Raw genomic sequence first — 25,898 nt, 5'->3', positions numbered from 1 at the left:
ATCAAGGAGATGGCGTAATCTTTACGCTATCTTCTTTCGTTGTTCCTGGGTGAGGTAGCCTGCGAGCGATCCTGTGTGAGGTGTTTACTGTGAAAGCGTTGTTAATGGGGTGGGTCGTGCTGATGTTCAGCACTCCCCTGGCGGGGCTTGCGGAATCAACTGGTAAGCTAGACGTGCCTGACGGGCCCGTTATTTTGACGGTCAGCGGTAATATTGACCATACGAACGTTGGAAGTGAGGCTCAGTTTGACCGGGCCATGTTAGCGGCTTTGCCACAGCACGAGTTTGAGACCAGCACGCCTTGGACAGAGGGCAGTAGCTACTACAGTGGCCCTTTAATGCGTGATTTGCTGGCGTTATTAAGCCCAGAGTGTGAGGTGGTTCACGTTTCCGCGCTGAACGGCTATGAAGCCGAAATTCCGGTCAGTGATTTTAATGATTATGATGTTATCTTAGCTATAGCAAAGGATGGTGAGGCGATACCCATTCGCGAATATGGCCCTTTATGGGTGCTTTATCCCTTCGATCAAGATGAAACGCTATTAAGCGAACAAATACGCTTTAGAGCGGTATGGCAGGTTATGCATATTAATGTTCTCTAGCGCTTCTAATGCACAGGCCTCAAGCCTACTACGTTATCCTCGTCGTTTTAAGCTCGTTGCGATTGTTGCGGTGTTACTGTTCGCTGCGGCACTGGTCGTTGCCACCCTAGCTGCTTGGCGGCAGGAAAATCTCACTCAAAGCTTGCGGGAAGACACCGCTTGGGTTGTCTATAAACTGGATCGAGATGCGGTACAGCTACTCAACCATTTGTTGGCAGTGACTCGGAAGCCGTTATCACCGCAGGCCCACGATGAGCTAAATCTTCGCTTTGAGTTGCTCTATAGCCGTATAACGCTGCTTAACGACGGCGAAGTCAGCAACCTCATGCAACAGATTGATGCTGCCCGTGAGCTATTAGGCCAAATTCAGCAGCAGCTTGATGTGCTAGACATCATGTTTGAACCCTTTGGCGTGCTTGATCAATTACCTGTAGCTGCGCTAGAAGATGAACTACAGGAACTAACACGGCTAACAGAACGTTTGGTTATCGCGATTAACGGATATTTAGCAGAGTCTGCTACTGAAGAGCGTGCTCAACTCAGTCTGCTTTATAAGCTACTCATGGGTCTGATTATTGGCATGAGCTTAGCCGCCTTTCTGGTGATTGTCTTTTTGGTGCGTGAAATGCGCGAGAGCACGGCGATAAGGCGGAATCAGGAGAAGCTTGGCCGACAGTTGGAAGTCACCGCCAAACAGGCTCAGGCGGCGAATCAAGCCAAGTCAGACTTTTTAGCGATGGTCAGCCATGAAATTCGCACGCCGCTGAACGGCGTTATCGGCATGAGTGAGCTACTGCGTGAATCAGCGAGCCCGGCGCAAGTAGAAGATTACGCCAATACGATTCACGATAGCGCCAATCAATTGTTGGCCATGATCAATGAGATCCTCGATTTCTCAAAAATCGAAGCAGGGCACTTAACCCTTGAAACATCGCCCACGGAACTCAAGCCGCTGGTCGATAGTGTGGTGGTTCTATTTGCGCCCCGAGCCAAAATGAAAGGATTAGCGCTGAAGGTTAATGTAGATGCGCTGGTACCCGCGTGGGTGCTGGTCGATGCAGGTCGATTGCGGCAAATTTTGCTTAATCTTATTGCTAATGCGATCAAGTTCACCGATCAAGGCGAAGTCAGCATACAAGTCTCCTCCACCGTGGAGCACTTACTGTTTGAGATTAGCGACACGGGGTGTGGTCTAAGCGAAGAGCAACAGCAACGCCTTTTTGAGCCTTTTCAGCAGGCTGATGAATCAGTGGCACGTCGGTTTGGTGGCACAGGGCTGGGGCTCGCAATTTGCAAGCGGTTAAGCGAAGCCATGCAAGGGCATTTAGGGGTAAAAAGTCGGTTAGGTCAAGGTAGTACCTTCTGGTGCGAGTTGCCTTTGATCACCGCTGACCCTATCACCACATCGCTGCCCCCAGCACCCAAACGAGACTTTACCGGCACCACGCTATTGCTAGTAGAGGATAACGCCGTAAACCGCAAAGTCGCGATGGGCCTATTGGCCCGCTTGGGTTGCGATATAATCTGGGCCGAGAGTGGTCATGATGCCTTGGCCATGGCCCAGACGCAGCAGGTGCATCTGATCTTTATGGACATCCAATTGCCTGATATGGATGGGTTAACTGTGACTAGGCGTTTGCGTGAACAAGGTGGGTGGTTAGCCAGTGTGCCGATCGTCGCTATGACGGCCGGTGGCGCCGAAGATGACCGTAAACGCTGCTTGGCTGCGGGTATGGATGATTACATCACCAAGCCACTGTCGCTCTCGGCATTAAGTAATGTACTGGCGTTGCAGCTTTTTGCGACCCCGGAGGCATCTTTAAAGGCGTTAACGGTATCTCCGACGCTAACCGGAGAGCAGTCGTTGCTAAATGGCGACACTCTTCGCATGTTGAAGACAACGCTAGGCGAAGCGAGCATGATTCAGCTAATCATGCTTTACCACCAGCAAGTCAGTGATTACTCCGCTCAACTGGCTTCTTGCTTGGCTGCAACTCCATTAACGTCAGAACAGGAGCAGCAGATCGCTCGGCTCGCCCACCAGTTGCGTGGCGAGTCATTGAGTATGGGGGCCGACCAGCTTGCCGAGCTGGCAAAGCAGCTTGAGCTATTAGCCAAAACCCAGCGGGCCACATCAGAGCAGCTTGATGAAGCGTTCAGCACGTTAAGGCTTGCAGCGGCGCATACGCATTCCGCGCTGGAGAGGTGGAGCCGTGACCACTTATCAAGTTAAACAAGGTGTTACCACAGCGGCCAGTGAGCAGACCAATCCTTGCCGGGCTGCTGAGGAGCTAGCAGGCGCCTTGCGCCACGAACACTTGGGGTTTGTACTGTTCTTCTGCAGCGCGGAGTATGATTTAGACGCCCTGGCGGATGCATTGGAAAGTAGCTTCCCCACCACGCCGCTAAGTGGCTGTACCACCGCTGGGGAAATAACCCCTGAAGGCTATGATCGCGGTTCTATCGTGGCGATAGGGTTTGATCGCCGTTTGTTTGCCATTGAAACGGCCCTGATCGACGACCTTAACCATTTTGAGTTGGCCGACGCTCAGCCGCTGGTCGATACGCTATTGGAGCGTTGTCGCCAACAAGCCATCGCACCGATCAACGAGCACAGCTTTGCGTTGACCTTATTGGATGGCTTATCCAGCCGTGAAGAGCAAGTGCTCGCCACTTTGGATGCCGCGCTAGGGCGTATCCCCAGTTTTGGTGGTTCAGCAGGCGACGATAATCACCTTAGCCATACCCATGTGTATACCGCAGGACGTTTTCATACCCGAGCGGCGGTAGTCGTGATGATTAACACGCGACTACCCTTTGAAGTGTTTTCGACCCACCATTTGATTCCATTGGCTCATAAGCTTGTAGTCACCGAGGCTGACCGTGAGCAGCGGCGAGTGATAGAGCTCAATGGTTTGCCTGCCGCCCAGGTGTATGCTGAGTTAGTCGGTGTGACTCCAGAGCGGCTGAGTGCCGCCGTTTTCGCCCACCACCCATTGGCGGTACGCATCGGCGGGCAGCACTATGTGCGCTCAATCCAGGGTGTCAATAACGACGGTAGTTTGAGCTTTTACTGCGCAGTGGAAAACGGCATTGTATTAACTGCCATGCAGCCAACACCGCTACTGGATGACTTGAAAGTGATGCTTGCGGGAGTTAGTGCAAGGCTTGGGACGCCGAGTATGATTATTGGCTGCGACTGCTTTCTGCGCAGGATGGAGCTCGAAGCACTGAAGCAACTGGATCAGGCGTCACAACTGCTGCGCCTAGCAGGCGTGGTGGGGTTCAATACCTATGGCGAACAGCATCACGGCATGCATGTGAATCAAACGTTTACGGGGGTGGCGTTTGGATCTCTTCCAGCTAACCATAAACACTGACACGGCAGATGCCGCAGCGCTGCGGGAAGATAACCGCCGCCTCCGTAAAGTGTGCCAAGCGCTGATGGAACGGGTGGAAACGGAAAGCGGTGCCGACCCCGCGCCCTATGCCGCGTTCGAGCGCTCGGTGTTACTTGCCGAACAGGTACGTGAGCGGACCGACGCGCTGCACCGCACCTTAGATGAGCTAAGCCAAGTCAATACACGCCTACTGGCCGCGAAAGCCGAAGCGGAAGCCGCGAACCTATCCAAAACGAAATTCCTGGCGGCGGTCAGCCACGACCTTCTGCAGCCACTCAACGCCGCTCGGCTGTTTGCCAGCGCGTTAGAAACCCACTCGCTTCCTGACGCCTCACAGGCTCTGGTCGGCCATATTGGTCGCTCGCTGAAGGATGTAGAAGGCTTGATAGGCACGCTGGTGGATATCTCGCGCTTGGATGCTGGCGTACTTCATGCCGATAAAGCGCCCTTCGCGGTGAGCACCCTATTAGATGCGCTAGCCGAGGAGTATCGCCAAGTGGCCGGGGTGCGTGGGTTGGCACTGCACTACGTGCCTTCCAGTGCGGTGGTCGAATCGGATCTGGCGTTGCTTGCACGAGTGATCCGCAACTTCTTAAGCAATGCGGTGCGCTACACCGAGCAGGGTAGCGTGCTGCTGGGGTGTCGGCGGCGGCGGCATGGGTTGGAAATCACGGTGGGCGATACTGGCCCTGGGGTTCCCGAGCAGCAGCGGGAAGCAATCTTTCTCGAATTTCGCCGCGCTAACCAGCCCAACGGTGCTCATAGCCGCGGCTTGGGGCTGGGACTGGCCATCGTCGACCGTATCAGCGCCATGCTGGAGCAGCCGATTTCGCTCGCCTCTCGCCCTGGCGCGGGCGCGCTATTTTCGATCACCGTGCCCTACGCAACCGCGGCGACCCCCGCAGGGCAAAGCACTCACAACACGCCATTGCTTGATGATACAGAGAATCCGTTAAGCGGCTGTGTCATTTGGGTGATTGATGATGACCTGGCAATTATAGAAGGCATGCAGGCACTGCTGGGCAGTTGGGGGTGTCGGGTACGCGCCGCCGCCACTGCGAGCGCGTTGGAGGCCGCTAGCGACGGTGAACGCCCAGCAGTGCTACTGGTGGATTACCATTTGGGCGATCACCGCGAAACCGGTATTGAGTTGGCCGCGCGACTGCAGCGCCGTTATCCAGGCCTGGCAGCGGTAGTGATTACTGCCAATCACGAGGCGGAGATTAAGCGCGCAACCCGCGAAGCAGACATGCACTGCTTGCTCAAACCCCTAAAGCCCCTGCGGTTGCGCATGCTGCTGGGCACACTACTCAATAAGGCCTAACGGATGTCGCTTAGCGAGTGCGATTGGCCCGGTGAAAGCTTAGATCCTCCTCACCTGCGATAACAATGGCGTGAACCCGGCTCGTGGCATTTAACTTGCGCAGAATTGCCGAGACATGGGTCTTAACGGTGGTTTCGGCAATCAACAACTCCCGGGCGATATGCTTGTTCGACATGCCTGTCGTCATGCAAGCCAACACCTCTAACTGCTTATCGGTTAAGCGTGCTAAACGCTCGCTGTTCGAAGAAGCATTAATGGCGGAGGGGGGCGAAGAGGCGCGTGGTGCGGGGCGACGCATGACGTCGGGCGGTAGGTAGAGCTGGCCTTCAAGAATCTGCGTTAACGCGGCCAGCAGCGTTTCCCGGGGCGTGGACTTAGGAATATAGCCCACCGCGCCCAGGGTAATGGCATCAAGCACTAGTTGGCGCTCTTGATGCGCAGATACAATGGCCACCGGCAGCGAGGGAAATTCCTCGCGCAGCCGTGTTAGTCCCTCTAGCCCCTCCGCATCCGGTAGGCTTAAATCCAGCAGCAGTAGATCTAACTCAACGTTCGCTTCAATCAGCGCTATCGCATCAGCGAGGCTCTCCGCTTCCAATAGCTGGCTACCTGCCAAGCCCCCGCTAATCACGGTTTGTAGCGCATCGCGGAAAAGCGGATGGTCATCCGCCACCAACAGGGAATACATGGCGTCTCCTACCAAGGGATGAGGGCTAATCCTGCCATCGGGCTATATCGCCATTTGCTTTAGTGAACAACACTGTCCATGCACCTTTAATAATCATAATACGCAGGAGCAATACAATGATCTACGCCAACCCTGGTGATACCGGTTCTGTGGTGTCATTTGAAAAACGTTACGGCAACTATATCGGCGGCGAGTTTGTTGCCCCGGTGAAAGGCCAATACTTCGATAATATTAGTCCCGTGAATGGTCACGTCTTCTGTGAAATCCCTCGCTCAACGGCAGAAGATATCGATAAAGCGCTGGACGCGGCCCACAAAGCGGCACCTGCCTGGGGGAAAACCTCCGTTCAAGAGCGTAGCAATATTCTGCTGAAAATTGCTGACCGCATTGAGCAAAACCTTGAAGCCCTCGCGGTGGCTGAAACCTGGGATAACGGCAAAGCCGTACGTGAAACCCTGAACGCCGATATTCCACTAGCCGTTGACCATTTCCGCTACTTTGCGGGCTGCTTGCGTTCGCAAGAGGGCACCGCGGCGGATATCGATGCTAACACCGTCTCCTACCACTTCCATGAGCCATTGGGCGTGGTGGGGCAAATTATTCCCTGGAACTTCCCGATCCTTATGGCCGCCTGGAAGCTGGCGCCTGCACTGGCGGCGGGTAACTGCGTGGTCTTGAAGCCAGCGGAACAAACCCCTGCGTCGATTTTGAAAGTGATGGAAGTGATTGGTGATCTGCTGCCACCTGGCGTGCTCAATATCGTCAACGGCTTTGGTGCCGAGGCAGGACAAGCGTTGGCGAGCAGCAAGCGCATCGCCAAAATCGCCTTTACCGGCTCTACCCCCGTGGGCTCGCATATTCTGAAGTGCGCGGCGGAAAATATTATCCCATCCACCGTAGAGCTAGGCGGCAAGTCCCCCAATATCTACTTCGCCGACATCATGAACGCCGAACCGACCTTTATTGATAAAGCGGTCGAAGGCTTAGTGCTGGCGTTCTTTAACCAGGGCGAAGTGTGTACTTGCCCCTCTCGCGCGCTGATCCAGGAGAGCATGTACGACCAATTCATGGCCAAGGTGATCGAGCGCACCCAAACCATCAAGCGCGGTAACCCCCTGGATACCGATGTTCAGGTGGGTGCCCAGGCTTCCCAAGAGCAGTTCGATAAGATCATGTCGTACATGGATATCGCCCGGGATGAAGGTGCGGAGTTCCTCACCGGCGGCAATAAAGAGACCATGGACGACAGCATCAACGATGGTTACTACATTCAGCCCACGCTGCTGAAGGGTAACAACCAGATGCGTGTCTTCCAGGAAGAAATCTTTGGCCCGGTCGTGGCAGTCACTACCTTCAAGGATGAAGAGGAAGCCCTGGCGATTGCCAACGACACCGAGTTCGGCCTGGGCGCAGGCGTGTGGAGCCGTGATATCAACGTCGCCTTCCGCATGGGCCGTGGCATCCAAGCCGGGCGCGTTTGGACCAACTGTTACCACCAGTATCCCGCCCATGCAGCCTTTGGTGGTTACAAGAAATCTGGCGTTGGCCGGGAAACTCACAAAGTCGCCCTCGAACACTATCAGCAAACCAAAAACCTGCTGGTCAGCTACGACATCAACCCGCTGGGCTTCTTCTAAGCTGCCCCGTTTTTCTATGTATAGCTAGCCACACCGCCCGGCATCAGCCGGGCGGGATTGTCAGTCCCCCTGACGCTGACTCTACCGATAAGAGCCGTTTTTAAATGGCCGTATCGAAAACTATTAGGAGTTGCATCATGGATAGCACAATGCGCGCGGCGGTCGTTCGTGAGTTTGGCCAGCCGTTGGTTATAGAAGAAGTCGACGTACCTCGCCCTAAGCAGGGCGAAGTGTTGATGAAAGTGGCCGCCTCTGGGGTTTGCCATACTGATTTACACGCTGCCCATGGCGATTGGCCGGTAAAACCCTCGCCACCGTTTATTCCAGGGCACGAAGGCGTTGGGCATATCGTGGCGGTGGGTGAAGGCGTGACCCATGTCAAAGAGGGTGATCGTATTGGTGTGCCCTGGCTCTACTCGGCCTGCGGCTATTGCGAGCACTGTTTAGGCGGTTGGGAGACGCTGTGCGAGTCCCAGCAGAATACCGGCTACAGTGTTAACGGCGGGTTCGCGGACTACACCTTAGCGGATGCAGGCTATGTAGGACGCTTGCCAGATGCCGTTGATTTTATCGAAATCGCCCCGGTGCTGTGTGCCGGCGTAACGGTTTATAAGGGCCTAAAGATGACCGATACCCGCCCCGGTCAGTGGGTGGTGATTTCGGGTATTGGTGGCCTGGGCCATATGGCGGTGCAGTACGCTAAAGCCATGGGCCTGAACGTTGCTGCAGTGGACATTGATGACGGCAAGCTAGCCTTGGCCGAGCGCTTGGGTGCCACGGTAACCGTCAACGCTATGAAAACCGACCCAGCGGCGTACCTGAAGAAAACCATTGGTGGTGCTCACGGGGCCTTGGTGACAGCGGTGTCGCCGAAGGCGTTTGATCAAGCGCAGAATATGCTACGCCGCGGCGGCACACTGGTGCTTAATGGCCTACCACCGGGAGACTTCCCGCTGCCAATCTTTAGCACAGTGCTCAATGGCATTACCATACGTGGCTCTATCGTTGGCACGCGCAGTGACCTGCAGGAAGCGTTGGATTTCGCTGCCGAAGGCAAGGTTAAGGCCACGGTCGCAACCGATACGCTGGATAATATCAACGATGTCTTCCAGCGCATGATCGACGGCAAGATCGAAGGCCGCATCGTGTTGGACATGGCGAGCTAACAGCCAGCCAGTGGATGTTGCACCAGGGGGAGAAGACTCCCCCTTTTTAATCTCGAACTTGTCACTGAACAGTCGCTATTTAATCCTTTCCGCTTTCCATCAGCTCAGCCAACGGCGTGCCATACGCTCGGCGTGGGCAAGGTTGCTGGTGACAGCTAATTTACCTGCTTCGCGCTTAATGCCCGCGCGTTTGATTTTCAGTGCCATGCGAGGCGGTAATCCTACAAACATCACCCCTACGTTATGCTCGCCCAGCTCGCGGCGCAGCGTATCCAACGCCACCATGGCGGTGGTATCCAGGCTGGGCACATCGCGCATATCCAGCACAACTATCCGTACGCTGTGATCAATCATTCTGAGTGTGGCAATGGCCTTTTCTGCGGCGCCAAAAAACAGCGGGCCACTGATTTTATACAGCGCCACTTCCGGCGGGAAGCTTTCGCCGGTATCGGGTGCGGCCAAGCGTTGGGTATGAGTCAACTGTGCCATACGACGTATAAACAGCGCGGCGGCTAGGCCAATACCCACGGCCACCGCAATCACCATGTCAAAAATCACTGTTAGCGCAAAGCAGATCACCAGCACTGATACATCGCTGGCGGGGGCGCTTTTTAGCGTATGCACAAAGTGGCGCGCCTCGCTCATGTTCCAGGCAATGATAAACAGTAGGGCGGCCAGAGCGGCCATGGGTACATATCCCAGTACTCCCGCGAGCACAACCACGGCAAGTAGTACCACTACGGAATGCACCACCGCAGCGACAGGTGAAAAGGCACCGCTTTTGATATTGGTCGCGGTGCGGGCAAGGGCCGCTGTGGCGGTAATGCCGCCGAAGAAGGGCACCACCATATTGCCCAGCCCCTGGCCAATTAGCTCTGCATTGGGATCATGGCGGGTACGAGTTAAGCCATCTGCCACCACGGCACACAGCAGTGACTCAATGGCCGCCAGCAGTGCAATCGCCAATGCCGGGCCAAGCAGCGCCTGAATCAGTGCAAAGTTGATCTCAAGTGGGGTGCCATCTGCGCCGGGAAAATGCCACGGCGCGGTGAAGCTAGGCGCAAAAGGGGGGATTCCACTGCCGCTCTCACCTTCGAACTCCCAGCTAAACCGTGAAGCGATGGTATCGACTTCAACACCACCCATCAGCAATAGCGCAGCCGCTACCGTGCCCACCGCCAAACCTACCAGCGGGGCAGGTACAGGCGTATTCAGGCGGGGCCAGATTAACAGCGTCGCCAGGGTGATAAGCCCAACACTGATCTCTGCTGGTGAAAGTGTGGGTAGCGCCTGGCCAATCAGCATTAGGTTCTGCAGGGTGCTGTCGCCAAGCTCGACCCCGGATAAACCGAGAAAGTCAGGTAGTTGCAACAGCGCAATCACCACGCCAATGCCCGCCGTAAAGCCGAGAATGACCGGGTAGGGCACGTACTGAATCAGGCTTCCCAGCCGCGAAAGCCCCAGCGCGACTAAAATAGCGCCCGCCATGAGCGTGGCAATCAGCAGCCCACCCAGGCCGTGGTTGGCCACGATGGGAAACAGAATCACCACAAATGCGGCGGTGGGGCCGGAGATATTAAACCGCGAACCGCCGGTTAAGGCGATCACCGCGCCTGCCACGATGGCAGTGTATAGCCCGTGCTGAGGTGGCACGCCAGTAGCGATGGCCAGCGCCATGGAAAGCGGTACCGCCACCACACCAATCGTCAGCCCCGCCATTACATCCCGCTTGAATTTGGCCAGCGTATACCCTTCACGCCAGGCGTTAACCAACGCGCGGCCAGGCATCGGGAAAACGTATCCTGAAGATTGATGGACACGGGACATAGGGTCTGCCTCCTAAAAATAGGGAAAACAAGCCATTACGCTACGCCTGCGGTGAAATTTGCACAACAAGTCGTTAGTCGCGGAGTCGTTCGCGCATAAAAAAATCCCAGCCGCTTGGCTGGGATTTTTTTAGGCTAAGCGCAGATGCTTATTTATATCTGCGAGTCTTCAGGCGGTTCGCCGATGGTGCCAGGCATCGCCTGCACATGGCCCATCTGCTCACCGGCCAAGGTGAGGAAGTGTAAGTGGCGCTCATACTCAGCTACTAAATCACCAATCACCTGACCACGGGTGTAGCCGTTTAGGTCTTTCTCTTGACCCCCTTCCGCCAAGTAGACATCCAGACGTACATAGAAGTCGTCATCGGCCGGGATGAAGCTTGGTGTGCGCATGCGGTGTGGGCAGACCTGATAGACAAAGCTGGTGGCTTCGCCGAAGTCGACCTGAAGGGTCAAGTTCGGCAGCGCCTCGCCCTCAACGTGCTCTTCGGTCACATTGGCGGTTTGGCCACGGCTTTCAAGCTCCTGAGCAAACTGCGTCATCGCTGGGCGAATGGAGTGCTCAATCGTCGCAGCGGCGCCCGCACGATTAGAGGTATCCAGGGCGCGATCCAGGCGCTCCCGCCAGTCTCCACCGGGCGCGCCACCAGCAATCATGCGGCGGGCATCGGCTTTTTTGCCTTCCAGTTTCAGCGCTTTATACATACCCACCATCACTGCGAAAATAACTAATGAGAAGGGCAGTGCGGTGATAACGACGGCACTCTGAAGCGCGTTCAAGCCACCGGCCATTAGAAGGGCGATAGTGATCAAGCCGATGACTGCTGACCAGAAAATACGCAGCTTTACCGGCGCATCGTGGTTCACGTCGCTCAAAATAGAGGTGAAGTTAGCCAGAACCAGCGCCCCTGAGTCCGCTGAGGTAATAAAGAAGACGATGCCCAGCACGGTGACAACTGCCGCGGTTAGGCCAACGTAAGGGTAGTACTCAAGCAGTGTGTAGAGCGTGGTTTGCGGGGTGTTAAGGGCCTGCTCACCCAGCTCGGCCACACCTTGGTTGGCGACCAGCTCGATGCCGCTATTACCAAATACCGACATCCATACCATCATAAAGGCCAGCGGAATAAACAAGGCGCCTGCGACAAACTCACGAATGGTACGGCCACGGGAGATGCGGGCCAGGAAAAGGCCGACGAAGGGTGTCCAGGCAATCCACCAGCCCCAGAAGAAGACCGTCCACCACATCTTCCACTCTTGGGCGCCCTCATCGGCAAAGGCGTAGGTATCAAAGCTTGCACCGACAAAGCCGGACAGATAATCACCGGCGTTATTGACCACTTTATCCAGCAGTACCAGGGTGTCGCCGGAAAAGAGCACAAACAGCATCAGCGCCAATGCCAGCAGCATGTTGAACTCGGAGAGGCGGCGAATGCCTTTCTCAACCCCGGTCACCACAGAAATCGTTGCTAATACCACCACCAGTACGATCAAAATCACCTGCACGGTGAGCGTTTCCGGCACGCCGAACATATAGGTGAGGCCGTAGTTGAGCTGCATTACCCCGATACCCAGACTGGTAGCAATGCCGAACACGGTAGAAATAACCGCGGTAATGTCCACCGCGTTGCCAATGGGGCCGTGAATGCGCTTACCCAGTATCGGGTAGAGCGCGCTGCGGATTGCCAACGGCAGGCGGTGGCGGTAGCTAAAGTAGGCCAGCGCCATACCCATCAACACGTACAGCCCCCAGCCGGAGAGCCCCCAGTGCAGATAGGTTTGAACGACGGCGTTACGCATCGCAGCTTGGCTCTCCGGGGTTAAATCCGGCGGTGCCAAATAGTGGGCCACTGGCTCGGCAACGCTGAAAAACAGCAGGTCGATCCCAATACCCGCGGCAAACAGCATGGCTGACCAGGAGAGTAGCGAAAACTCGGGTCGTGAGTGATCGGGCCCTAGGCGAATACTGCCAAAGCGTGACATGCCAATAGCGACCACAAATGTCAGGTAGGCAACGATCGCCAGCATGTAGTACCAGCCAAAGGTTTTGCTGACCCAGGCAAGCCCGGCATCAAAAAAAGCGCCGGCTTGCTCGGTGAACAGCATCGTAAGCACTAAAAAGATAAGAATACCGGCCACGCTGCCGTGGAAAACCACGGGATTGAGGCGGTCTCGGGAGGGGAGGATGGGATTGTCTTTCGCCATGCAGGCGGACTCCTGTTGTTGAAAGATGAATTTTTATTTTGAATGAACGTTCAAATAAAATACGCGATTAACTGTTCCCCTTCAAGTTAACCTCCCCTATATGAGTTGAATTAGCGTGGAGTTAGCAGTCTGCTGATCAAGGCGCAGACACAAAAACGCCCGGAAAAACCGGGCGTTGGATCAAAGTTCGAGGCTAGGCCTGCGTTTATTCGCTATCAGCGCTCTCGTCACTATTACCCTCGTGATGACCACGTTTACCGTGCTTGCCGCGGTACTCTTCATGGGCTTCTTGCATGGCGTTGCGCAGTGCTTGTTGCTCTTCTTCTGTAAGAATCTCAGCTACCCGCTCGTGATGTTCTTCACGCAGTGCCTGCATGGCTTCGCGATGTTCAACGTGTGCTTCGTTAAGCTCAGCCTGTTTCTCTGCTGAGATATCTGCACGCTCGTACACTTCCTGGCGACGCTCCTCCATGCGCTCTTCCATGCGTTCGCGATCTGGGCCTTGGCCTTCATGGTCACCGTGGCTATGCGCTTGGGCGGTAAACGCTAATGGCATAATGGCGACAGCCAGCAGGGCAGGGGCAAACAGTTGGCGAAATGACAGTTTCCTAGCACTTGAAACGTTCATAAGTTTTCTCCTGATGAGTTGACGATCACAGTATCCATAGGCGGCGTGCAAAACGTTTGCACAGAGTGTGCAACAATCATGATCTTATTGGCTTGTTGCAGGTCGTAGTCGCTAGGTGAGGGGTCACCTAATTTTCAAGGAGAAGTATGATGTCGCGAACCGAGCAACTTCGCGTATGGCAGCAGCATTGCGCGTTTACCTCCCTCCGCCGCGTGACTGGCCTGGGGGCAATTGCCTTAATGCTTAGTGGCTGTAGCGCTGCCCAACACCTTAGCCAAGGTGAGCCCGCGATTGAAAGCAGTGTGCTGCGCGACCCCCAGCCTTTTACGCGCTTGGCACCTGTCACTTATACGCCGAAAGAGTGGCCCCAGGCGTTAGCAGCCGATGTTTATCTACCCGACGACTCGAACGGTGGGTTGCGACCTGCTGCCTTGGTGGTGCATGGCGGCGGCTGGCGTAATCGCACACCGGAAGATATGCAGGGCATCGCTGAACAGCTAGCTGGTCAGGGCTACGTAGCGGTGAATATTGAGTACCGTTTTGCGCCTGAATATCGCTTCCCTAGTCAGCTGCATGATTTGCAGCAGGCGATGACCTGGATTCACGCTAATGCCGACGAGTGGCAAGTGGATACAAACCGAATTGTAGGCGTTGGGTTTTCATCCGGTGCGCATTTGGTGAGCTTGCTGGCGGTGGCGGGAGCAGAAGGGCCGCTGGCCGAACCCTACGGCGGCGAGCAGAGCCGTTTGGCTGCAGTATTGGCTGGGGGACTACCCAGTGATTTACTCAAATTTGATGATGGGCGCTTAGTCGTCGACTTTATCGGCGGTACCCGCGCGGAAGAAAACGAAGCATATCGCCTAGCCTCACCCGCGCGGCAACTTACCCCACAGGCGCCACCGTTTTTTCTGTTCCACGGCAAGTGGGATCAACTGGTGCCGGTGGATCACGCTACGGACTTTTATCAAGCCCTGCAGGACAACAATATAGAGAGCGAGCTTTACCTGCAGCGCTGGCGTGGCCACATTACTAGCTTCCTGCTGCGTGGCGGCGCCATAGATGCGGGCATCGCGTTTCTTAATCGGCAGGTCAATCCTTACCCCTCCGGCTGATACTTATAGCCGACGCCATATACCGAACGAATGATTTCCAGTTCAGGCAGCGCTTCGTGGATCTTCTTGCGCAGCTTTTTGATGTGGCTGTCCACGGTGCGCTCCGAGACGATGCGGTTGTCGCGATACATATGATCCATTAACTGTTCGCGGCTGAAAATTCGCCCCGGCGCCTGCATCATCACCCGCAATAGCTGAAACTCTACTGCCGTTAGGCCTAAATCCTGCCCGTGGGCGAGCGCCTGCCAGCCATCTTCGTTTAATACCACCGCTGCGTTTTGCACCTCGGATGGGGCATCGGCCGCCGCTTGGCTACGGCGTAGCACCGCTTTCACTCGGGCGACAACTTCACGGGGGCTGAACGGCTTGCAGATATAATCATCGGCGCCCAGCTCCAACCCCAGCAATCGATCCACCTCTTCCACTTTGGCGGTGACCATAATGATCGCAATGGTAGGCCACTTTTGACGTATTTCCCGGCTGAGGGTGAGGCCATCTTTACCCGGGAGCATGATATCGAGTAGTACCAACGCAGGGGAGTGCTGTTCCAGCCAGGGTATCACCTCATCGCCATGGCCCAGGGTGGTTACCTCAAAACCGTGGGTGGTTAGGTAGTCCTCCATCAGGCGGGCAATTTTTGGTTCATCCTCGACAATCAGTAAAGAGGCGGCATGAGACATAACGGTAGACTCGCTTAACAGTGAACGTGAAAGCAGGACTTAACGGTTCTTGTAGTATCAGTTCTTGAAATATTAATCAGCAGCCAACAGAGGAAAACGCAGCGTCCAGCGTAGCCCTCCTAGCGTTGAGATAGAGGGCGTCAACGTTGCACCGTGGGCATTGACCAAAGCGCTGGCGATGGAGAGCCCTAGGCCGCTGCCGCCGCTGGCACGGCTGCGTGAGCCTTCCACGCGATAAAGCCGCTCGGTCAAGCGCGCCAACTCATTTTCCGGCACGCCCGGCGTGCTGTCTTCCCAGATGACTACTGCCATTCCCTGCTGTGCGGTGAGCGTAACACGCAGCTCGCCCGGCGGTTGGGTGTAGGCGCAGCTGTTATCCAACAGGTTGTTCCAGAGCTGGCGCAGGCGTTGGGCATCGCCACGAATCATAATGCCAGGCTTGATCTGTTCGGTCAGCGTTAAACCGCTTTCGACTAACCAGCGGTCGGCGTCGGTCAGGCGGCTGGCAAGGCAGTCGCTAAGATCCATCGGCGCCAGTTGAATATCCAGCGCGCCTGCGTCGCTTTGCGATAGCAAGCGTAAATCTGCCACTAAGCGCTCTAGCTGCCCCACCTCTTGGGCGAGGGAGCTAAGGTTCTCTTGATTCAACGGGCGAATACCATCCTGCATGGCTTCGATCTCACCGCGCAGCACCGCCAGCGGTGTGCGAAGCTCGTGGGCGGTATCAGAAACCCAGCGGGCGCGGGCATCGCGGCTGGCTTCCAGCGTTGCCGCCAATACGTTGAAGTCGCGCGCCAAGCGCGATAGCTCATCGCGACCGCGTTCAGGAAGACGGGTGCGATAGTCGCCCTCGGTAAGTCGCAGCGTGGCGCCCGCAAGTGCTCGAGTGCGTCGCCCCAGCCACCATGAGAGCCCGCCTGCCAGCAGCAGCGAGGCAATGCCGAGTGATACCACGATAAGCACTAGGTTGCGCTGCTGTCGCTCAAGAAAGCGACTCTCCATGCGCTCCATCATCTCTCGGGGCGGCCGAAAACCCAACGAGCCGATATGGGTATCGCCGCTACGCAGGGTGAGCCAATGCCAACTCCCCGAGCCTTCACGCCCGCTCCTGGGCGGCACCACAAAGCGGTCATCCGCTGCGCGCAGGGTAAAATCACGTGCCTCGCCGAGTGGCGAGGGGCGGTCACGGTGCTCCTGCCCCAGTTCAAAGCGGACAATATACGGCCAGCGTTCCGGTGATTGCTCCAGCCACTCCCAGCTCTGCTGGGTTTCCCAGCGAGTGACGAGGCCATCGGCCAGCAGGGTGGCGCGGCGCTCTTGAGCCTGGTTGAGGTAGTCGAGAAAGCCGCGGTCAATACTGTACGAGACGGCAAGAAACATACTGGCTGAGATTGCTACATTGACACTGAGAATAATGACGAACAGTTTTAGCCCCAGCCGAGAGGGGCGCCATTGACGTATCGCTGTGGGCAAGGCCATCAGTGGGCTCCTTTTTCTTGGCTAGGCTTTTTATCCAGTGCAGGTTGGCGTGGTGCGCTGAGACGTTCGCGAACATTTTCCATGCCTAGATAGAGGCAGGGCACCAGGATCAGCAGTATCAATGTGGCGAAAAGCATACCGAAGCCGAGCGAGATCGCCATGGGGATCATAAAGCGCGCTTGTCTGGAGGTTTCCAGGATCATCGGTGCCAGACCTAGAAAGGTCGTCAGCGTGGTCATCATTATTGGGCGTAAGCGTCGGGTGGCTGCTGCCACAATGGCTTCCCGGGCGGCCATGCCCTCGCGGCGTTTACGGTTGGCGTAATCAATCAGCACCAGGGCGTCGTTGATGACCACGCCTGAGAGCGCCAGCATACCCAGTAGGCTAATGATGGATAGCCCGAAACCCATGATCATATGTCCAGCGACGGCGCCAACAATGCCAAAGGGGATCGCGGCCAGCACCAGCAGCGGCTGTAGGTAGCTTCTAAACGGGATCGCCAGCAGTGCATAGAGCGCGGCAATCATTAACCACATGGAGGTTTTGAGCGTGGCTAAGTTGTCGGCGGTATCCTGCTGACGGCCCCCCATGCTGACTTTCAGCCCCGGCCAGGTCGCTTCCAGATTGGGGAACACCTCTTCCTGTAGCGTGGCAAGCACTTGATTGATGGCCACATCGCTTTCCGAGTCAGCGGTGACGGTAATAATCCGCCGCCCGTTAATGCGTTCAAGGCTGCTAGAGGCTTGGCTGATGGTAATGTCGGCCACCCTGGAAAGCGGCACACTCAGCCCATCAGGCGTGCGCACCGGCATGCGGTAGAGCTCGTTCAAACTGTCGCGGTTGTCGTTGGGTAAACGTACCTCAACGCTGATTTCGCTGCGCCCCACGTACTGTTCAAGCGCAGTGGCGCCCTGGAGTGGCCCGCGCAGGGCTTGGGCCAGATTATTACCCGTGAGCCCCAAGGCGCGGCCTTCGGCAGAAAGACGCATCTCTAACTGCGGTTTACCATCGCCAAGGCCGCTGTCGATATCCGTGAGGCCATAGCCGCCCAGCGTTTCCGCTAAGCGTTCGGCGGCGGCTTCGAGCACATGAGTATCAGGGTGCGATAGACGTAGGCTGAGTGCCGCGCCGCTACCGGGCCCGCCGACATCGGCTTCAAAACGCACCGACTGGGCGCCGAGCAGGTCGCCGGTGAGATCACGCCACTCCCGGGCGATACGCGAGGGTGGCCACGCTTCCAGGCTCTCGCTGGCAATATCCAAACGTACTTCCAAATTTTCGCCGTCCAGGCGGCTGCGTGAGCTGCTAAAGCTTAGCGTTTCTTCGCGATCGCTGAGGGCATCGGCGGCGTCGAGCAGCTGTTGGCTTAGCTCGCGGCTAACGCTGATATTGCTGCCAATGGGTAGGGTAACCGTGGCCTGCACCTGATCCGACTCAACTCGTGGCATTAGGGAAAAGCCCAAACGTCCACTCATCGCCCAGGAGAGCGCGATCAGCAGAATCGCGATGCCCACTGAAATACTCAGCAGGCGCTGATTGAGGGCGCGCTGCAGGAACGGTTCGAACTGGCGATAAGTGAAGTGGTGTAGGCCACCCTGAAGACGTTGGCGTAGCGCTTCAAGGGGGCGCTGCCAAGCCGGGGTTTGGCGGGGCTTGCGACTATGTGCCAAGTGGGCAGGCAGAATCACCAAGGCTTCCAGCCAGGAGATTAAAAAGACGGTTACCACTACAACTGGCACGGTGGCAAAAATTAGCCCCAAAAAGCCGGGTAAAAATAGCAGCGGCAGGAAAGCGACGATATTGGACAGAATGGCAAACGTGAGCGGGGTAGCAATTTCGCTGGCGCCTTTTACCGCCGCATCGCGCAGTGAATAACCCTCTTCCCGGTAGCTGTAGATATTCTCACCCACGATAATGGCGTCATCTACCACGATTCCCAGGGCGATAATAAAAGCGAACATCGACATCATGTTGAGCGAGACGCCAATCCAGGGCAGAAACAGCATGGCACCCAGAAACGCCGTTGGGATGCCCAGGGTGACCCAGAATGCCAGCCGCGCTTCCAAAAATAGCGCCATGAGCACCAATACCAGCGCTAGGCCCATCCAGGCGTTTTTTAACAGCAGGCTAAGACGGTCTTCGTAAACTTCTGAGCTGTCGCGGGAAATATCCAGGCTAACGCCTTCTGGCATCCCGGCGCGCAGGCGCTCAAGCTCACCATTGACCGCTTCTGAAATACTGGTCGGGGTTTGGTCACCAATTTGGTAAACGTCCACTGAGAGACCGGGCTGGCCGTTATAAAACTCTTCCCGGTCGGTTTCGGCAAAGCCATCGCTGACCCTGGCGATCTCGCCCAGGGTAATCGGCGCCCCCTGGGTGCTGATCAGAATCGGCAGCTCGGCAAAGGCCTCGGCGCTGTTACGCCGCCCCTGATAGCGAATCAGCCACTCACCTTCTTCCGTTGTGAGCTGGCCACTAGCGAGGTCAAGGGCTTCTTCGGCAATGCGGGTGGCCAGTTCCTGGTGATCGAGGCCATAACGCTCGATGGCCTCTTCGTCCAAGTGGACTTGAATCTCCCGCTCGCGGTTGCCGGATAGCTCCGCACGAGAGATACCGGAAGTGGCTTGCAGCTCACCTCGTACATCTTCGGCCGCGTTGTGCAGCGCCTCCAAACCGACTTGGCCGTATACCTGTAGGCTCAACACGCTGCGGGAGCGACCCGCGAGGGTGAAGCGCGGTGGGTCGGCAGCGCTGGGTAGGGTAGTGATGGCGTTTACCGCCTGCTGGATATCCTGATAGGCGCGCATCACATCCACACCATCTATCAACGTTGCGTTGACGCTGGCGCTGCCTTCGCTGGCCGTGGCGGTCAGCTCGTTGATGCCCTCTACATCGGCAATCGCGGCTTCCACCGGTAGCAGCAGGCTTTGTTCCACATCCTCCGGCGTGGCGCCAGGGTAGCTGATAGTGACTTGCACCACTTCGATGTCGAATTCAGGGAATACTTCCTTTTTAATCGCAAGCGACGCCATTAGGCCGCCGACGATAAACAGCACCATCAATAAGTTTGGGGCTACCCCGTGATCCACCATCCATGCTAATGGGCCGCGTGGTACCTTCATGACTCATCTCCCGGTTCATCTCCTGCTTGAGCCGGGGTGTCGTTAGGGCGACGAATGCGCACGAGTTGGCCTTCCCTAGGTTGGGCCAAGCCCGCGGTGACGACCTGCTGACCGGGTTCCAAGCCGCTACGAATCAAAGCATCATCCTCCCCGCGATAAGCCAGGGTGACCGGCGTCCGGCGTAAACGATTCTCTTCATCTACCCGCCACGCTACGTCACCCGGGCGGAGAGCCGCAGAAGGCAGTGAAATAAGCTGCTCCTGAATAGCCGGTTGAAAAGAGGCGCGTAGGACATCGCCCAGTCGCAGGGCAGGGCCGTCGGTCTCTAGGGCGAGCGGGTCGTTAACCGCAATCAACAGCTGAGCCTGCAGGCCATTCTCTTCAAGGCTGGGTAGCATAGAGACCAGGGTTCCTTCGCGTGTGGCGCCTTCGGGCCAGCCGCGACTGGTTAACGTAACGCTGCTGCCCGCTTCCAGCCACTCCGTCCACTCGCCGGGCAGCGAGGCGCGCACCCAGAACTGCTCAACGCCCACCAAGTGCACTACTTCTGTACCCTGGCTTAGCAGGCTGCCGGCGCCGACCAAGCGCTCTTGCACCATGGCCCGCCAGGGTGCGGTGAGGGTGGCACGATCTACATTCAGCGCCGCTTGGTCGCGGGCCACCCGTGCTTGGGTGACTTGGGCCTGTGCTTGGCGCAGCTGCGGTTCGCGTAATACCAGTGACCGCCGCTCTGCTGAGAGCTGACGACCAAAAGATTCGTACTCGCTGCGGGCTCGCTGTTGCTCCGCCTGCTCTAGCGCCAGCTGCGCTTGAGCATTGGCTAGTTGCGCCTCAGCATCTTCAAGACTCAGGGCCAAGTCGGCTTGGTCTATATAGGCTACAGGGGCCTGCTGCTCGACCACCTGACCGGGCACAACGTTATCAGCAAAACGCTCCAACTGGCCCGCGACACGGCTGGCCAGCATCGTCTCCTGCTCTGCTTCTACGCGCCCAAAAGCGTATAGGTTGGGTGCCTGGTCACTAGCACTCACAGTAACGACGTCTACCACACTAGGCAGAGGCTCAGGCGGTGGGGTACGCTCTATCCGGGGTGGTTGAGTAACGATCCACCAAGCAAGGGCCAATGTGGTAATAAGAATCAATAATGCAACCACGGCACCCAAGCGAATGCGGCCATGTTGATTCGTAGCGTAATAGCGAGAAAGAGTCATTACCGCGCGTCATCCGTTGGGAGCGAAAATTCCAGAAAAATAAGCGTATGATGCTAGCATCGCGCATTGTTAAGCAGCCATTAGTCAAACAATGTGCAAATAATATGCAACTGCCACACACTTTGCTTTCTTACAAATTGGCTTTTATTCACTTGGCTTTCTCTCACTTGAAAGCAATAGACTGACTGGTCTACTTTAAGCATATGAAAAATACCGCAACGCGCGACAAATTAATCGATAGCGGCGCCCAGCTGATTAGTCAGCAAGGCTACAACGCGACGGGCATTAATGCCGTTTTAAAAACGTGCGGTGTGCCCAAGGGCTCTTTCTATCACTACTTTTCCAGCAAAGAAGATTTCGGGCTGGCGGTAATCGAGCGCTTTGCCGCCAGCTATGATGAAACGCTGGTGACGCTACTAGAAGATAATGACACGCCGCCGCTTGAGCGTCTAAAACGCTACTTCGCGGCTGGCCGTGCGCATATGCACGAGTGCGACCACACCACGGGCTGTTTGATCGGCAACCTTGGCCAAGAACTTTCGGGTCAGAGCGATACCTTCCGTGATGCGCTAAATCTAGTATTTCAGCGCTGGGAGCAGCGTTTTGTGCGCTGCCTGCAAGATGCCCAGGCGCGGGGAGATATTGCCACCCATACGCCCCCAGAAGCGCTCGCCAGCTTTATTCTTACCGGCTGGGAAGGCGCTATTCTACGTGCCAAGACGTTGAAATCCGTCGAGCCCATGGAGCACTTTGAAAAGATTCTGTTTCAGCAGGTGTTGGTGCCTGCCACTTAACGTCTTCCTAAACATACTTGCTCTAGTGACGAGCACGAAAGTGGTGCTCGTCAGCGGCCACATCGTTTCGAGTGGCGGCTATTAAGGCGTCATCAAGTGAAGGGTCATCCAGTGTTATTAAACCGCACTGTGCCAGCGCCTCACGCAGGCTGACCTGTTCATCCAGACGCTGATACACCACCCGCACACAGCAGGGCATGCGCTCGCTGTTATCCGCTACGCCCATTTTTAAGCCGGTCAAACGCGTCACTTGGCTCTGAAAGCTCGGAAACAGAATCGTCTGAGTGATTTCATGGCCGTTAAGGGTTTCGTGGTCGACCAAAAAGAGTCGATCCGCAAGCTTCACCGCGGTGCCCACATAGCGATTGTGACACGGTCGAGAGCCGGGCGTGGTCTGCATCCGCTCGGTGCGCTGATAGACTACGCCACCTTCCCGCGCTTCCAGGCACACCAAGGTTCGCATTAACTGCCCCGGCCGCGACATTGAGTGATAAAGCTCAAAGTAGCGGCCGATATAGCGCTCCATGCCTTCGCTGCCGCGCTGAACCAGTGCGTTCGGCCACGGCAATGCTGCTGGGGTTGCTTCTGACTTCAGCTGGCCGGTTTGCACCAGGGCACGAAAATCGTGGTGGGGAAGCGCGATATCCTCAGTGGTGACACCAAAAAAGTGGCAAATTCGCTGCAGGGCAGCGTGGCTGGGGCGGTAGCGGCCACTCAGGTAGCGGTTAAACTGAGCACGGTTGATCGTTAAACGCCGACAAACCTCTGCAATAGACGGGTAGTAGCTGCAGAGCAGGCGCAGGTTGGCCACAAAATCGTCATGCATGGGGTGACTCGATTCTCTTGGTGTCGTGGCTGCCTAATGTGATGGTTCACGCCTCAGAGTGCAACGCTTTCTCATTTGCCGGGCAACCCATGCCGTCACGGCTATATTATAGTCAGCTACATTACTAACACGCACAGTAAAAGGCTTCTGTAACAAACCAGGAGTAAGCCATGTTTCATGGGTTTGAAAAATTGTCGCGCCACGTTAATGGCGTCGAGATCGCTTTTCGAATGGGCGGCAGTGGCCCTGTACTGCTACTGCTTCATGGCCACCCTCAGACCCACGTGATTTGGCACAAAGTGGCAGAGACGCTTGCCCAGCACTTCACGGTCATTGCGGCGGATCTGCGTGGCTATGGCGACAGCAGTAAACCCGACGACGACCCCGAGCACCTTCATTACTCCAAGCGTGCCATGGCGAACGATATGGCTGAGCTAATGAGCGTGCTGGGTTTCGAGTATTTCAAAGTGCTGGCCCATGACCGAGGTGCGCGGGTCGCCCACCGCTTAGGTGTCGATCACCCGGAGCGAGTAGAGCGCATGGTGCTGTTGGACATCGCCCCGACGCTTGCTATGTATCGTGGCACCACCGAAGCCTTTGCACGCAGTTACTGGCACTGGTTCTTCTTGATTCGCCCCCAGCCGCTGCCGGAAAGGCTGATCCAGAGCGATCCCGCCCAGTATCTGAAAAGCGTAATGGGCGCCCGCAGTGCCGGTATGGCGCCTTTCTCCCCGGAAGCCCTGGCCGAATATGAGCGCTGCTTGTCGCTCCCCGGTACCGCCACCGGCATTTGCGGCGACTACCGCGCCAGCGCCACCATCGATTTGGAGCATGATCAGACCGATATTGATGCGGGCGTAAAACTCACTTGCCCGATAAAAGTGATGTGGGGCGCGGAAGGCGCCATTGAAGCATGTTTTGATGCCTTGGCTGAATGGCGCAAGGTAGCCACCCAAGTCGATGGCAAAGCGCTTCCATGCGGCCACTATATCGCCGAGGAGATTCCCGAACTATTGCTTGAGGAAGCGCTGCCGTTTCTAGGCAAGGCAGGGTGACAACAGGTTTTAGAAAAACCGATCATAGCCAGTGGCAGATCGGTTTTCTCCATCCGCTTTTAACGCTCAATACTGCTAACAATAAGCGCCGCATTAACGCCACCAAAGCCGAATCCATTGCACAGTACATGCTTAGTGACGTGTTTCTGATCAGTCGTGACGAAGGTTAAATCCTGCATATCGTCATCGCAGTGCTCAAGGTTGATGGTGGGCGGAAGCTGCTGCGTATTGGCTGCTAGTACAGAAAAAATACTCTCAATGCCCCCCGCTGCGCCTAATAGATGACCTGTGGCGGCCTTCGTTGCCGAAATAGGGATGGCGGTCAAGCGCTCACCAAATACGTTACGCAATGAGGCAATTTCAGCCCGGTCGCCAACGGGCGTCGAGGTGGCGTGGGCATTGATGTGGTCAATAGCATCAGTGGTGAGGTTCGCCATGCCTAGCGCCGCTTGAATCGCAGCCGCTGCGCCAGCCCCATCTTTTGGGCCTGCCGTTAGATGATAGGCATCTGCGCTGGTGCCGTAGCCGCTAATCACCGCTAACGGCGTTGCCCCCCGGGCGACCGCATGCTCAAGCGTTTCGATCACCATAACGCCAGCGCCTTCTCCCATCACAAAACCGTTACGGGCTTTATCAAAGGGCCTGGACGCGCGTTCGGGGTTGTCTGCTTCTGTGGAAACGGCCTTTAGAGCGTTAAAGCTGGCCAGTGAAAGGGGGTCAATACACGCCTCAGCGCCGCCTACGACGGCAACATCGGCCTCTCCGTTGCGTATGATGCGCATGCCGTCGCCAATCGCCTGTAGGCCTGCCGCACAAGCCGTGACCGGACACCCCAGTGGGCCTTGAAAACCGTAACGAATGGACAGGTTGCCAGCAGCCAAATTGGCTAGAAAGGCGGGCACCGTGAAGGGGGAAAGTTTGCGATAGCCGCGCTCAGCAAGGGTTTTTTGAGCTTGCGTAATGGTCGGGAAACCGCCAATGCCAGAACCGATAATGGTGGCCGTTCTGCGTTTTTGGGCCTGCTCATCGGGGAACCAGTTGGCCTGTGACAGTGCCTCTTTGGCTGCCGCCAATGCGTAGAGGCTGAACAAGTCCATTTTGCGCTGCTCTTTGGGGTCGGCTATCTCATCCAGGTCAATACCGCCGATGGGGTCATGGCTAATGCTCGGCACCACTCCGGCAATTTTGATTGGGATACTGCTAGTGTCAAAGCGGTCAATGGTGCTGATGCCAGACTGACCGTTAACCAGTCGCTGCCAACTTGTGTTGACGCTGTTGCCTAGCGGGCTGACCATACCCATGCCAGTAATCACGATAGGTGAGTGCATAGTGACTCCTGAGTTATTGATATGGTCACCCTAGCAATGGGCAATATATGATCAAGATAATATTTAGCTGACGAGGTAGATATGCCTTATCCCAAGAGCCATAAATCGAAAACCAAAGAGCGCATTTTGGCTTCGGCGACAGAGCTATTCAGCCGCAATGGGTTTCAAAAGGTATCGATTGGCCAGATCATGAAGCTAGCCAAGATGACCCATGGCGCCTTTTATGCGCATTTCGCTTCAAAAGAGGCCCTTTACAATGAGTCTGTTCGCCTAACCATTGATAACAGCCGGGCGGCCAGGCTGGTAAAAGGCCCGCTTTCGTTACAGCACTTAACCGAGTTAGTCGCCAACTACTGCAATCTCCAAGAGCTGGAAGCTAAGCATAAGCCGGGGCCCGAAGCGGTACTGTTCAACGAAATTGGCAGTGAAAAAGCCGAAATCCGCACCCTGTTTGAAGCGTCATATATGAGTATGAAAAAGATGCTTGAAACGCGATTGATAGCGCTGAGTAAGCTGAAACAACTTCCCTTTGCCAATGACCGCAAAGAGATTGCTGATAAATCCCGGGTCATATTGGCCTCTCTGGTAGGGGCGGTAGCCATTGCCAAAAGTTTGCCGGGGGAGGTGGAGCGAAAGCAGGTGTTAGTAGCCACACAACGCCAGATTTTACTGATGCTCGGGGTTAGCGAAGCTGAGGCGGAGCGTATGATGCAAGCGCAATAGATTGGCCATCTATGTAAGCGAACCCCGAGTTGCTGCTTCAGCAAGCACAACCATTTTTGCACGACGTGTGGTAGATGATTTGGGAGACTGACCA

The 25,898-nt window shown here is 56.1% G+C and carries 20 protein-coding genes; 10 read left to right on the top strand and 10 right to left on the bottom strand.

Annotation, left to right across the window (positions count from 1 at the left end; genetic code table 11):
* Nucleotides 1–104: 104 nt before the first annotated feature.
* The 4 genes from SR894_RS15530 to SR894_RS15515 are packed head-to-tail and all read left to right on the top strand — an operon-like array spanning nucleotide 105 to nucleotide 5,327.
* Nucleotides 105–602, top strand: coding sequence for a putative pterin-binding protein (locus tag SR894_RS15530; protein ID WP_133730214.1), 498 nt, complete (start codon nucleotides 105–107; stop codon nucleotides 600–602).
* Complete coding sequence (locus SR894_RS15525) at nucleotides 592–2,835, top strand: hybrid sensor histidine kinase/response regulator (RefSeq protein ID WP_133729809.1); 2,244 nt, start codon at nucleotides 592–594, stop codon at nucleotides 2,833–2,835. Before SR894_RS15530 ends, SR894_RS15525 begins: the two co-directional genes overlap by 11 nt.
* The gene (nosP, locus tag SR894_RS15520) at nucleotides 2,816–3,982 is read left to right on the top strand and encodes a nitric oxide-sensing protein NosP (protein ID WP_133729810.1); all 1,167 of its coding nucleotides are present in this window, start codon (nucleotides 2,816–2,818) and stop codon (nucleotides 3,980–3,982) included. The genes SR894_RS15525 and nosP overlap by 20 nt, the downstream gene beginning before the upstream one ends.
* Nucleotides 3,951–5,327, top strand: a complete 1,377-nt coding sequence (locus SR894_RS15515; protein ID WP_133729811.1) for a hybrid sensor histidine kinase/response regulator — start codon at nucleotides 3,951–3,953, stop codon at nucleotides 5,325–5,327. The genes nosP and SR894_RS15515 overlap by 32 nt, the downstream gene beginning before the upstream one ends.
* Nucleotides 5,328–5,337: 10 nt before the next feature.
* Here the strand turns inward: SR894_RS15515 and SR894_RS15510 are convergent, their stop codons facing one another.
* Entirely contained in the window at nucleotides 5,338–6,015 is a 678-nt protein-coding gene (locus tag SR894_RS15510) for a response regulator (protein ID WP_133729812.1), read from the bottom strand.
* Between the two features lie 116 nt (nucleotides 6,016–6,131).
* On the opposite strand from SR894_RS15510, the gene exaC reads away from it, so the two are divergent.
* Both exaC and adhP read left to right on the top strand, forming a co-directional pair.
* Nucleotides 6,132–7,652 carry an acetaldehyde dehydrogenase ExaC gene (gene exaC / locus SR894_RS15505; protein ID WP_133729813.1) on the top strand — a complete coding sequence of 507 codons (1,521 nt, stop codon included), beginning with the start codon at nucleotides 6,132–6,134 and terminating at the stop codon, nucleotides 7,650–7,652.
* A 137-nt stretch (nucleotides 7,653–7,789) separates the two neighbouring features.
* Complete coding sequence (gene adhP, locus SR894_RS15500) at nucleotides 7,790–8,818, top strand: alcohol dehydrogenase AdhP (RefSeq protein WP_041158852.1); 1,029 nt, start codon at nucleotides 7,790–7,792, stop codon at nucleotides 8,816–8,818.
* A gap of 99 nt (nucleotides 8,819–8,917) precedes the next feature.
* Here the strand turns inward: adhP and dauA are convergent, their stop codons facing one another.
* From dauA to SR894_RS15485, 3 genes are all read right to left on the bottom strand, one after another.
* Nucleotides 8,918–10,645, bottom strand: a complete 1,728-nt coding sequence (gene dauA / locus SR894_RS15495) for a C4-dicarboxylic acid transporter DauA (RefSeq protein ID WP_133729814.1) — start codon at nucleotides 10,643–10,645, stop codon at nucleotides 8,918–8,920.
* A gap of 152 nt (nucleotides 10,646–10,797) precedes the next feature.
* Nucleotides 10,798–12,846 (bottom strand): choline BCCT transporter BetT, encoded by a 2,049-nt coding sequence (gene betT, locus SR894_RS15490; RefSeq protein WP_133729815.1) that lies wholly within the window; start codon nucleotides 12,844–12,846, stop codon nucleotides 10,798–10,800.
* A 205-nt stretch (nucleotides 12,847–13,051) separates the two neighbouring features.
* Nucleotides 13,052–13,474 (bottom strand): hypothetical protein, encoded by a 423-nt coding sequence (locus SR894_RS15485; RefSeq protein ID WP_133729816.1) that lies wholly within the window; start codon nucleotides 13,472–13,474, stop codon nucleotides 13,052–13,054.
* 149 nt (nucleotides 13,475–13,623) lie between these two features.
* On the opposite strand from SR894_RS15485, the gene SR894_RS15480 reads away from it, so the two are divergent.
* Entirely contained in the window at nucleotides 13,624–14,586 is a 963-nt protein-coding gene (locus SR894_RS15480; RefSeq protein ID WP_133729817.1) for an alpha/beta hydrolase, read from the top strand.
* Here SR894_RS15480 and SR894_RS15475 read toward each other — a convergent pair.
* The 4 genes from SR894_RS15475 to SR894_RS15460 all read right to left on the bottom strand — a co-directional run bounded on the left by SR894_RS15475 (nucleotide 14,571) and on the right by SR894_RS15460 (nucleotide 21,078).
* Nucleotides 14,571–15,266, bottom strand: coding sequence for a response regulator (locus SR894_RS15475; RefSeq protein WP_133729818.1), 696 nt, complete (start codon nucleotides 15,264–15,266; stop codon nucleotides 14,571–14,573). The two genes, SR894_RS15480 and SR894_RS15475, sit on opposite strands and share 16 nt — an antisense overlap.
* Before the next feature lie 72 nt (nucleotides 15,267–15,338).
* Complete coding sequence (locus tag SR894_RS15470) at nucleotides 15,339–16,745, bottom strand: ATP-binding protein (protein ID WP_133729819.1); 1,407 nt, start codon at nucleotides 16,743–16,745, stop codon at nucleotides 15,339–15,341.
* Complete coding sequence (locus SR894_RS15465; RefSeq protein WP_133729820.1) at nucleotides 16,745–19,867, bottom strand: efflux RND transporter permease subunit; 3,123 nt, start codon at nucleotides 19,865–19,867, stop codon at nucleotides 16,745–16,747. Before SR894_RS15465 ends, SR894_RS15470 begins: the two co-directional genes overlap by 1 nt.
* The gene (locus tag SR894_RS15460) at nucleotides 19,864–21,078 is read right to left on the bottom strand and encodes an efflux RND transporter periplasmic adaptor subunit (protein ID WP_133729821.1); all 1,215 of its coding nucleotides are present in this window, start codon (nucleotides 21,076–21,078) and stop codon (nucleotides 19,864–19,866) included. The genes SR894_RS15465 and SR894_RS15460 overlap by 4 nt, the downstream gene beginning before the upstream one ends.
* Nucleotides 21,079–21,281: 203 nt before the next feature.
* Here SR894_RS15460 and SR894_RS15455 point away from each other — a divergent pair, with 203 nt between their 5' ends.
* Complete coding sequence (locus tag SR894_RS15455; RefSeq protein ID WP_133729822.1) at nucleotides 21,282–21,872, top strand: TetR/AcrR family transcriptional regulator; 591 nt, start codon at nucleotides 21,282–21,284, stop codon at nucleotides 21,870–21,872.
* Nucleotides 21,873–21,894: 22 nt separating this feature from the next.
* Here SR894_RS15455 and SR894_RS15450 read toward each other — a convergent pair whose 3' ends face one another.
* A complete protein-coding gene (locus SR894_RS15450; RefSeq protein WP_133729823.1) occupies nucleotides 21,895–22,698 on the bottom strand; it encodes a helix-turn-helix domain-containing protein in 804 nt (267 codons plus the stop codon).
* Between the two features lie 170 nt (nucleotides 22,699–22,868).
* Here SR894_RS15450 and SR894_RS15445 point away from each other — a divergent pair, with 170 nt between their 5' ends.
* A complete protein-coding gene (locus SR894_RS15445; protein WP_133729824.1) occupies nucleotides 22,869–23,753 on the top strand; it encodes an alpha/beta fold hydrolase in 885 nt (294 codons plus the stop codon).
* Nucleotides 23,754–23,812: 59 nt separating this feature from the next.
* Here SR894_RS15445 and fabF read toward each other — a convergent pair whose 3' ends face one another.
* Nucleotides 23,813–25,081, bottom strand: coding sequence for a beta-ketoacyl-ACP synthase II (gene fabF, locus SR894_RS15440; protein ID WP_133729825.1), 1,269 nt, complete (start codon nucleotides 25,079–25,081; stop codon nucleotides 23,813–23,815).
* 81 nt (nucleotides 25,082–25,162) lie between these two features.
* On the opposite strand from fabF, the gene SR894_RS15435 reads away from it, so the two are divergent.
* A complete protein-coding gene (locus tag SR894_RS15435) occupies nucleotides 25,163–25,804 on the top strand; it encodes a TetR/AcrR family transcriptional regulator (RefSeq protein WP_133729826.1) in 642 nt (213 codons plus the stop codon).
* Nucleotides 25,805–25,898 lie beyond the last annotated feature (94 nt).

Source organism: Vreelandella neptunia, from assembly GCF_034479615.1.
Classification (GTDB): domain Bacteria; phylum Pseudomonadota; class Gammaproteobacteria; order Pseudomonadales; family Halomonadaceae; genus Vreelandella; species Vreelandella neptunia.
Note: the sequence above shows the minus strand (reverse complement) of the source record. Positions and strands in the feature narration are given on the sequence as shown.

What these genes read in the sequence shown, in the direction of transcription:
- SR894_RS15530 (WP_133730214.1), top strand. Translation starts at nt 105, where the DNA reads ATGGGGTGGGTCGTGCTGATGTTCAGCACTCCCCTGGCGGGGCTTGCG.
- SR894_RS15525 (WP_133729809.1), top strand. Translation starts at nt 592, where the DNA reads ATGTTCTCTAGCGCTTCTAATGCACAGGCCTCAAGCCTACTACGTTAT.
- SR894_RS15510 (WP_133729812.1), bottom strand. Translation starts at nt 6,015, where the DNA reads ATGTATTCCCTGTTGGTGGCGGATGACCATCCGCTTTTCCGCGATGCG.
- exaC (WP_133729813.1), top strand. Translation starts at nt 6,132, where the DNA reads ATGATCTACGCCAACCCTGGTGATACCGGTTCTGTGGTGTCATTTGAA.
- adhP (WP_041158852.1), top strand. Translation starts at nt 7,790, where the DNA reads ATGGATAGCACAATGCGCGCGGCGGTCGTTCGTGAGTTTGGCCAGCCG.
- dauA (WP_133729814.1), bottom strand. Translation starts at nt 10,645, where the DNA reads ATGTCCCGTGTCCATCAATCTTCAGGATACGTTTTCCCGATGCCTGGC.
- betT (WP_133729815.1), bottom strand. Translation starts at nt 12,846, where the DNA reads ATGGCGAAAGACAATCCCATCCTCCCCTCCCGAGACCGCCTCAATCCC.
- SR894_RS15485 (WP_133729816.1), bottom strand. Translation starts at nt 13,474, where the DNA reads ATGAACGTTTCAAGTGCTAGGAAACTGTCATTTCGCCAACTGTTTGCC.
- SR894_RS15480 (WP_133729817.1), top strand. Translation starts at nt 13,624, where the DNA reads ATGTCGCGAACCGAGCAACTTCGCGTATGGCAGCAGCATTGCGCGTTT.
- SR894_RS15475 (WP_133729818.1), bottom strand. Translation starts at nt 15,266, where the DNA reads ATGTCTCATGCCGCCTCTTTACTGATTGTCGAGGATGAACCAAAAATT.
- SR894_RS15470 (WP_133729819.1), bottom strand. Translation starts at nt 16,745, where the DNA reads ATGGCCTTGCCCACAGCGATACGTCAATGGCGCCCCTCTCGGCTGGGG.
- SR894_RS15465 (WP_133729820.1), bottom strand. Translation starts at nt 19,867, where the DNA reads ATGAAGGTACCACGCGGCCCATTAGCATGGATGGTGGATCACGGGGTA.
- SR894_RS15460 (WP_133729821.1), bottom strand. Translation starts at nt 21,078, where the DNA reads ATGACTCTTTCTCGCTATTACGCTACGAATCAACATGGCCGCATTCGC.
- SR894_RS15455 (WP_133729822.1), top strand. Translation starts at nt 21,282, where the DNA reads ATGAAAAATACCGCAACGCGCGACAAATTAATCGATAGCGGCGCCCAG.
- SR894_RS15450 (WP_133729823.1), bottom strand. Translation starts at nt 22,698, where the DNA reads ATGCATGACGATTTTGTGGCCAACCTGCGCCTGCTCTGCAGCTACTAC.
- SR894_RS15445 (WP_133729824.1), top strand. Translation starts at nt 22,869, where the DNA reads ATGTTTCATGGGTTTGAAAAATTGTCGCGCCACGTTAATGGCGTCGAG.
- fabF (WP_133729825.1), bottom strand. Translation starts at nt 25,081, where the DNA reads ATGCACTCACCTATCGTGATTACTGGCATGGGTATGGTCAGCCCGCTA.
- SR894_RS15435 (WP_133729826.1), top strand. Translation starts at nt 25,163, where the DNA reads ATGCCTTATCCCAAGAGCCATAAATCGAAAACCAAAGAGCGCATTTTG.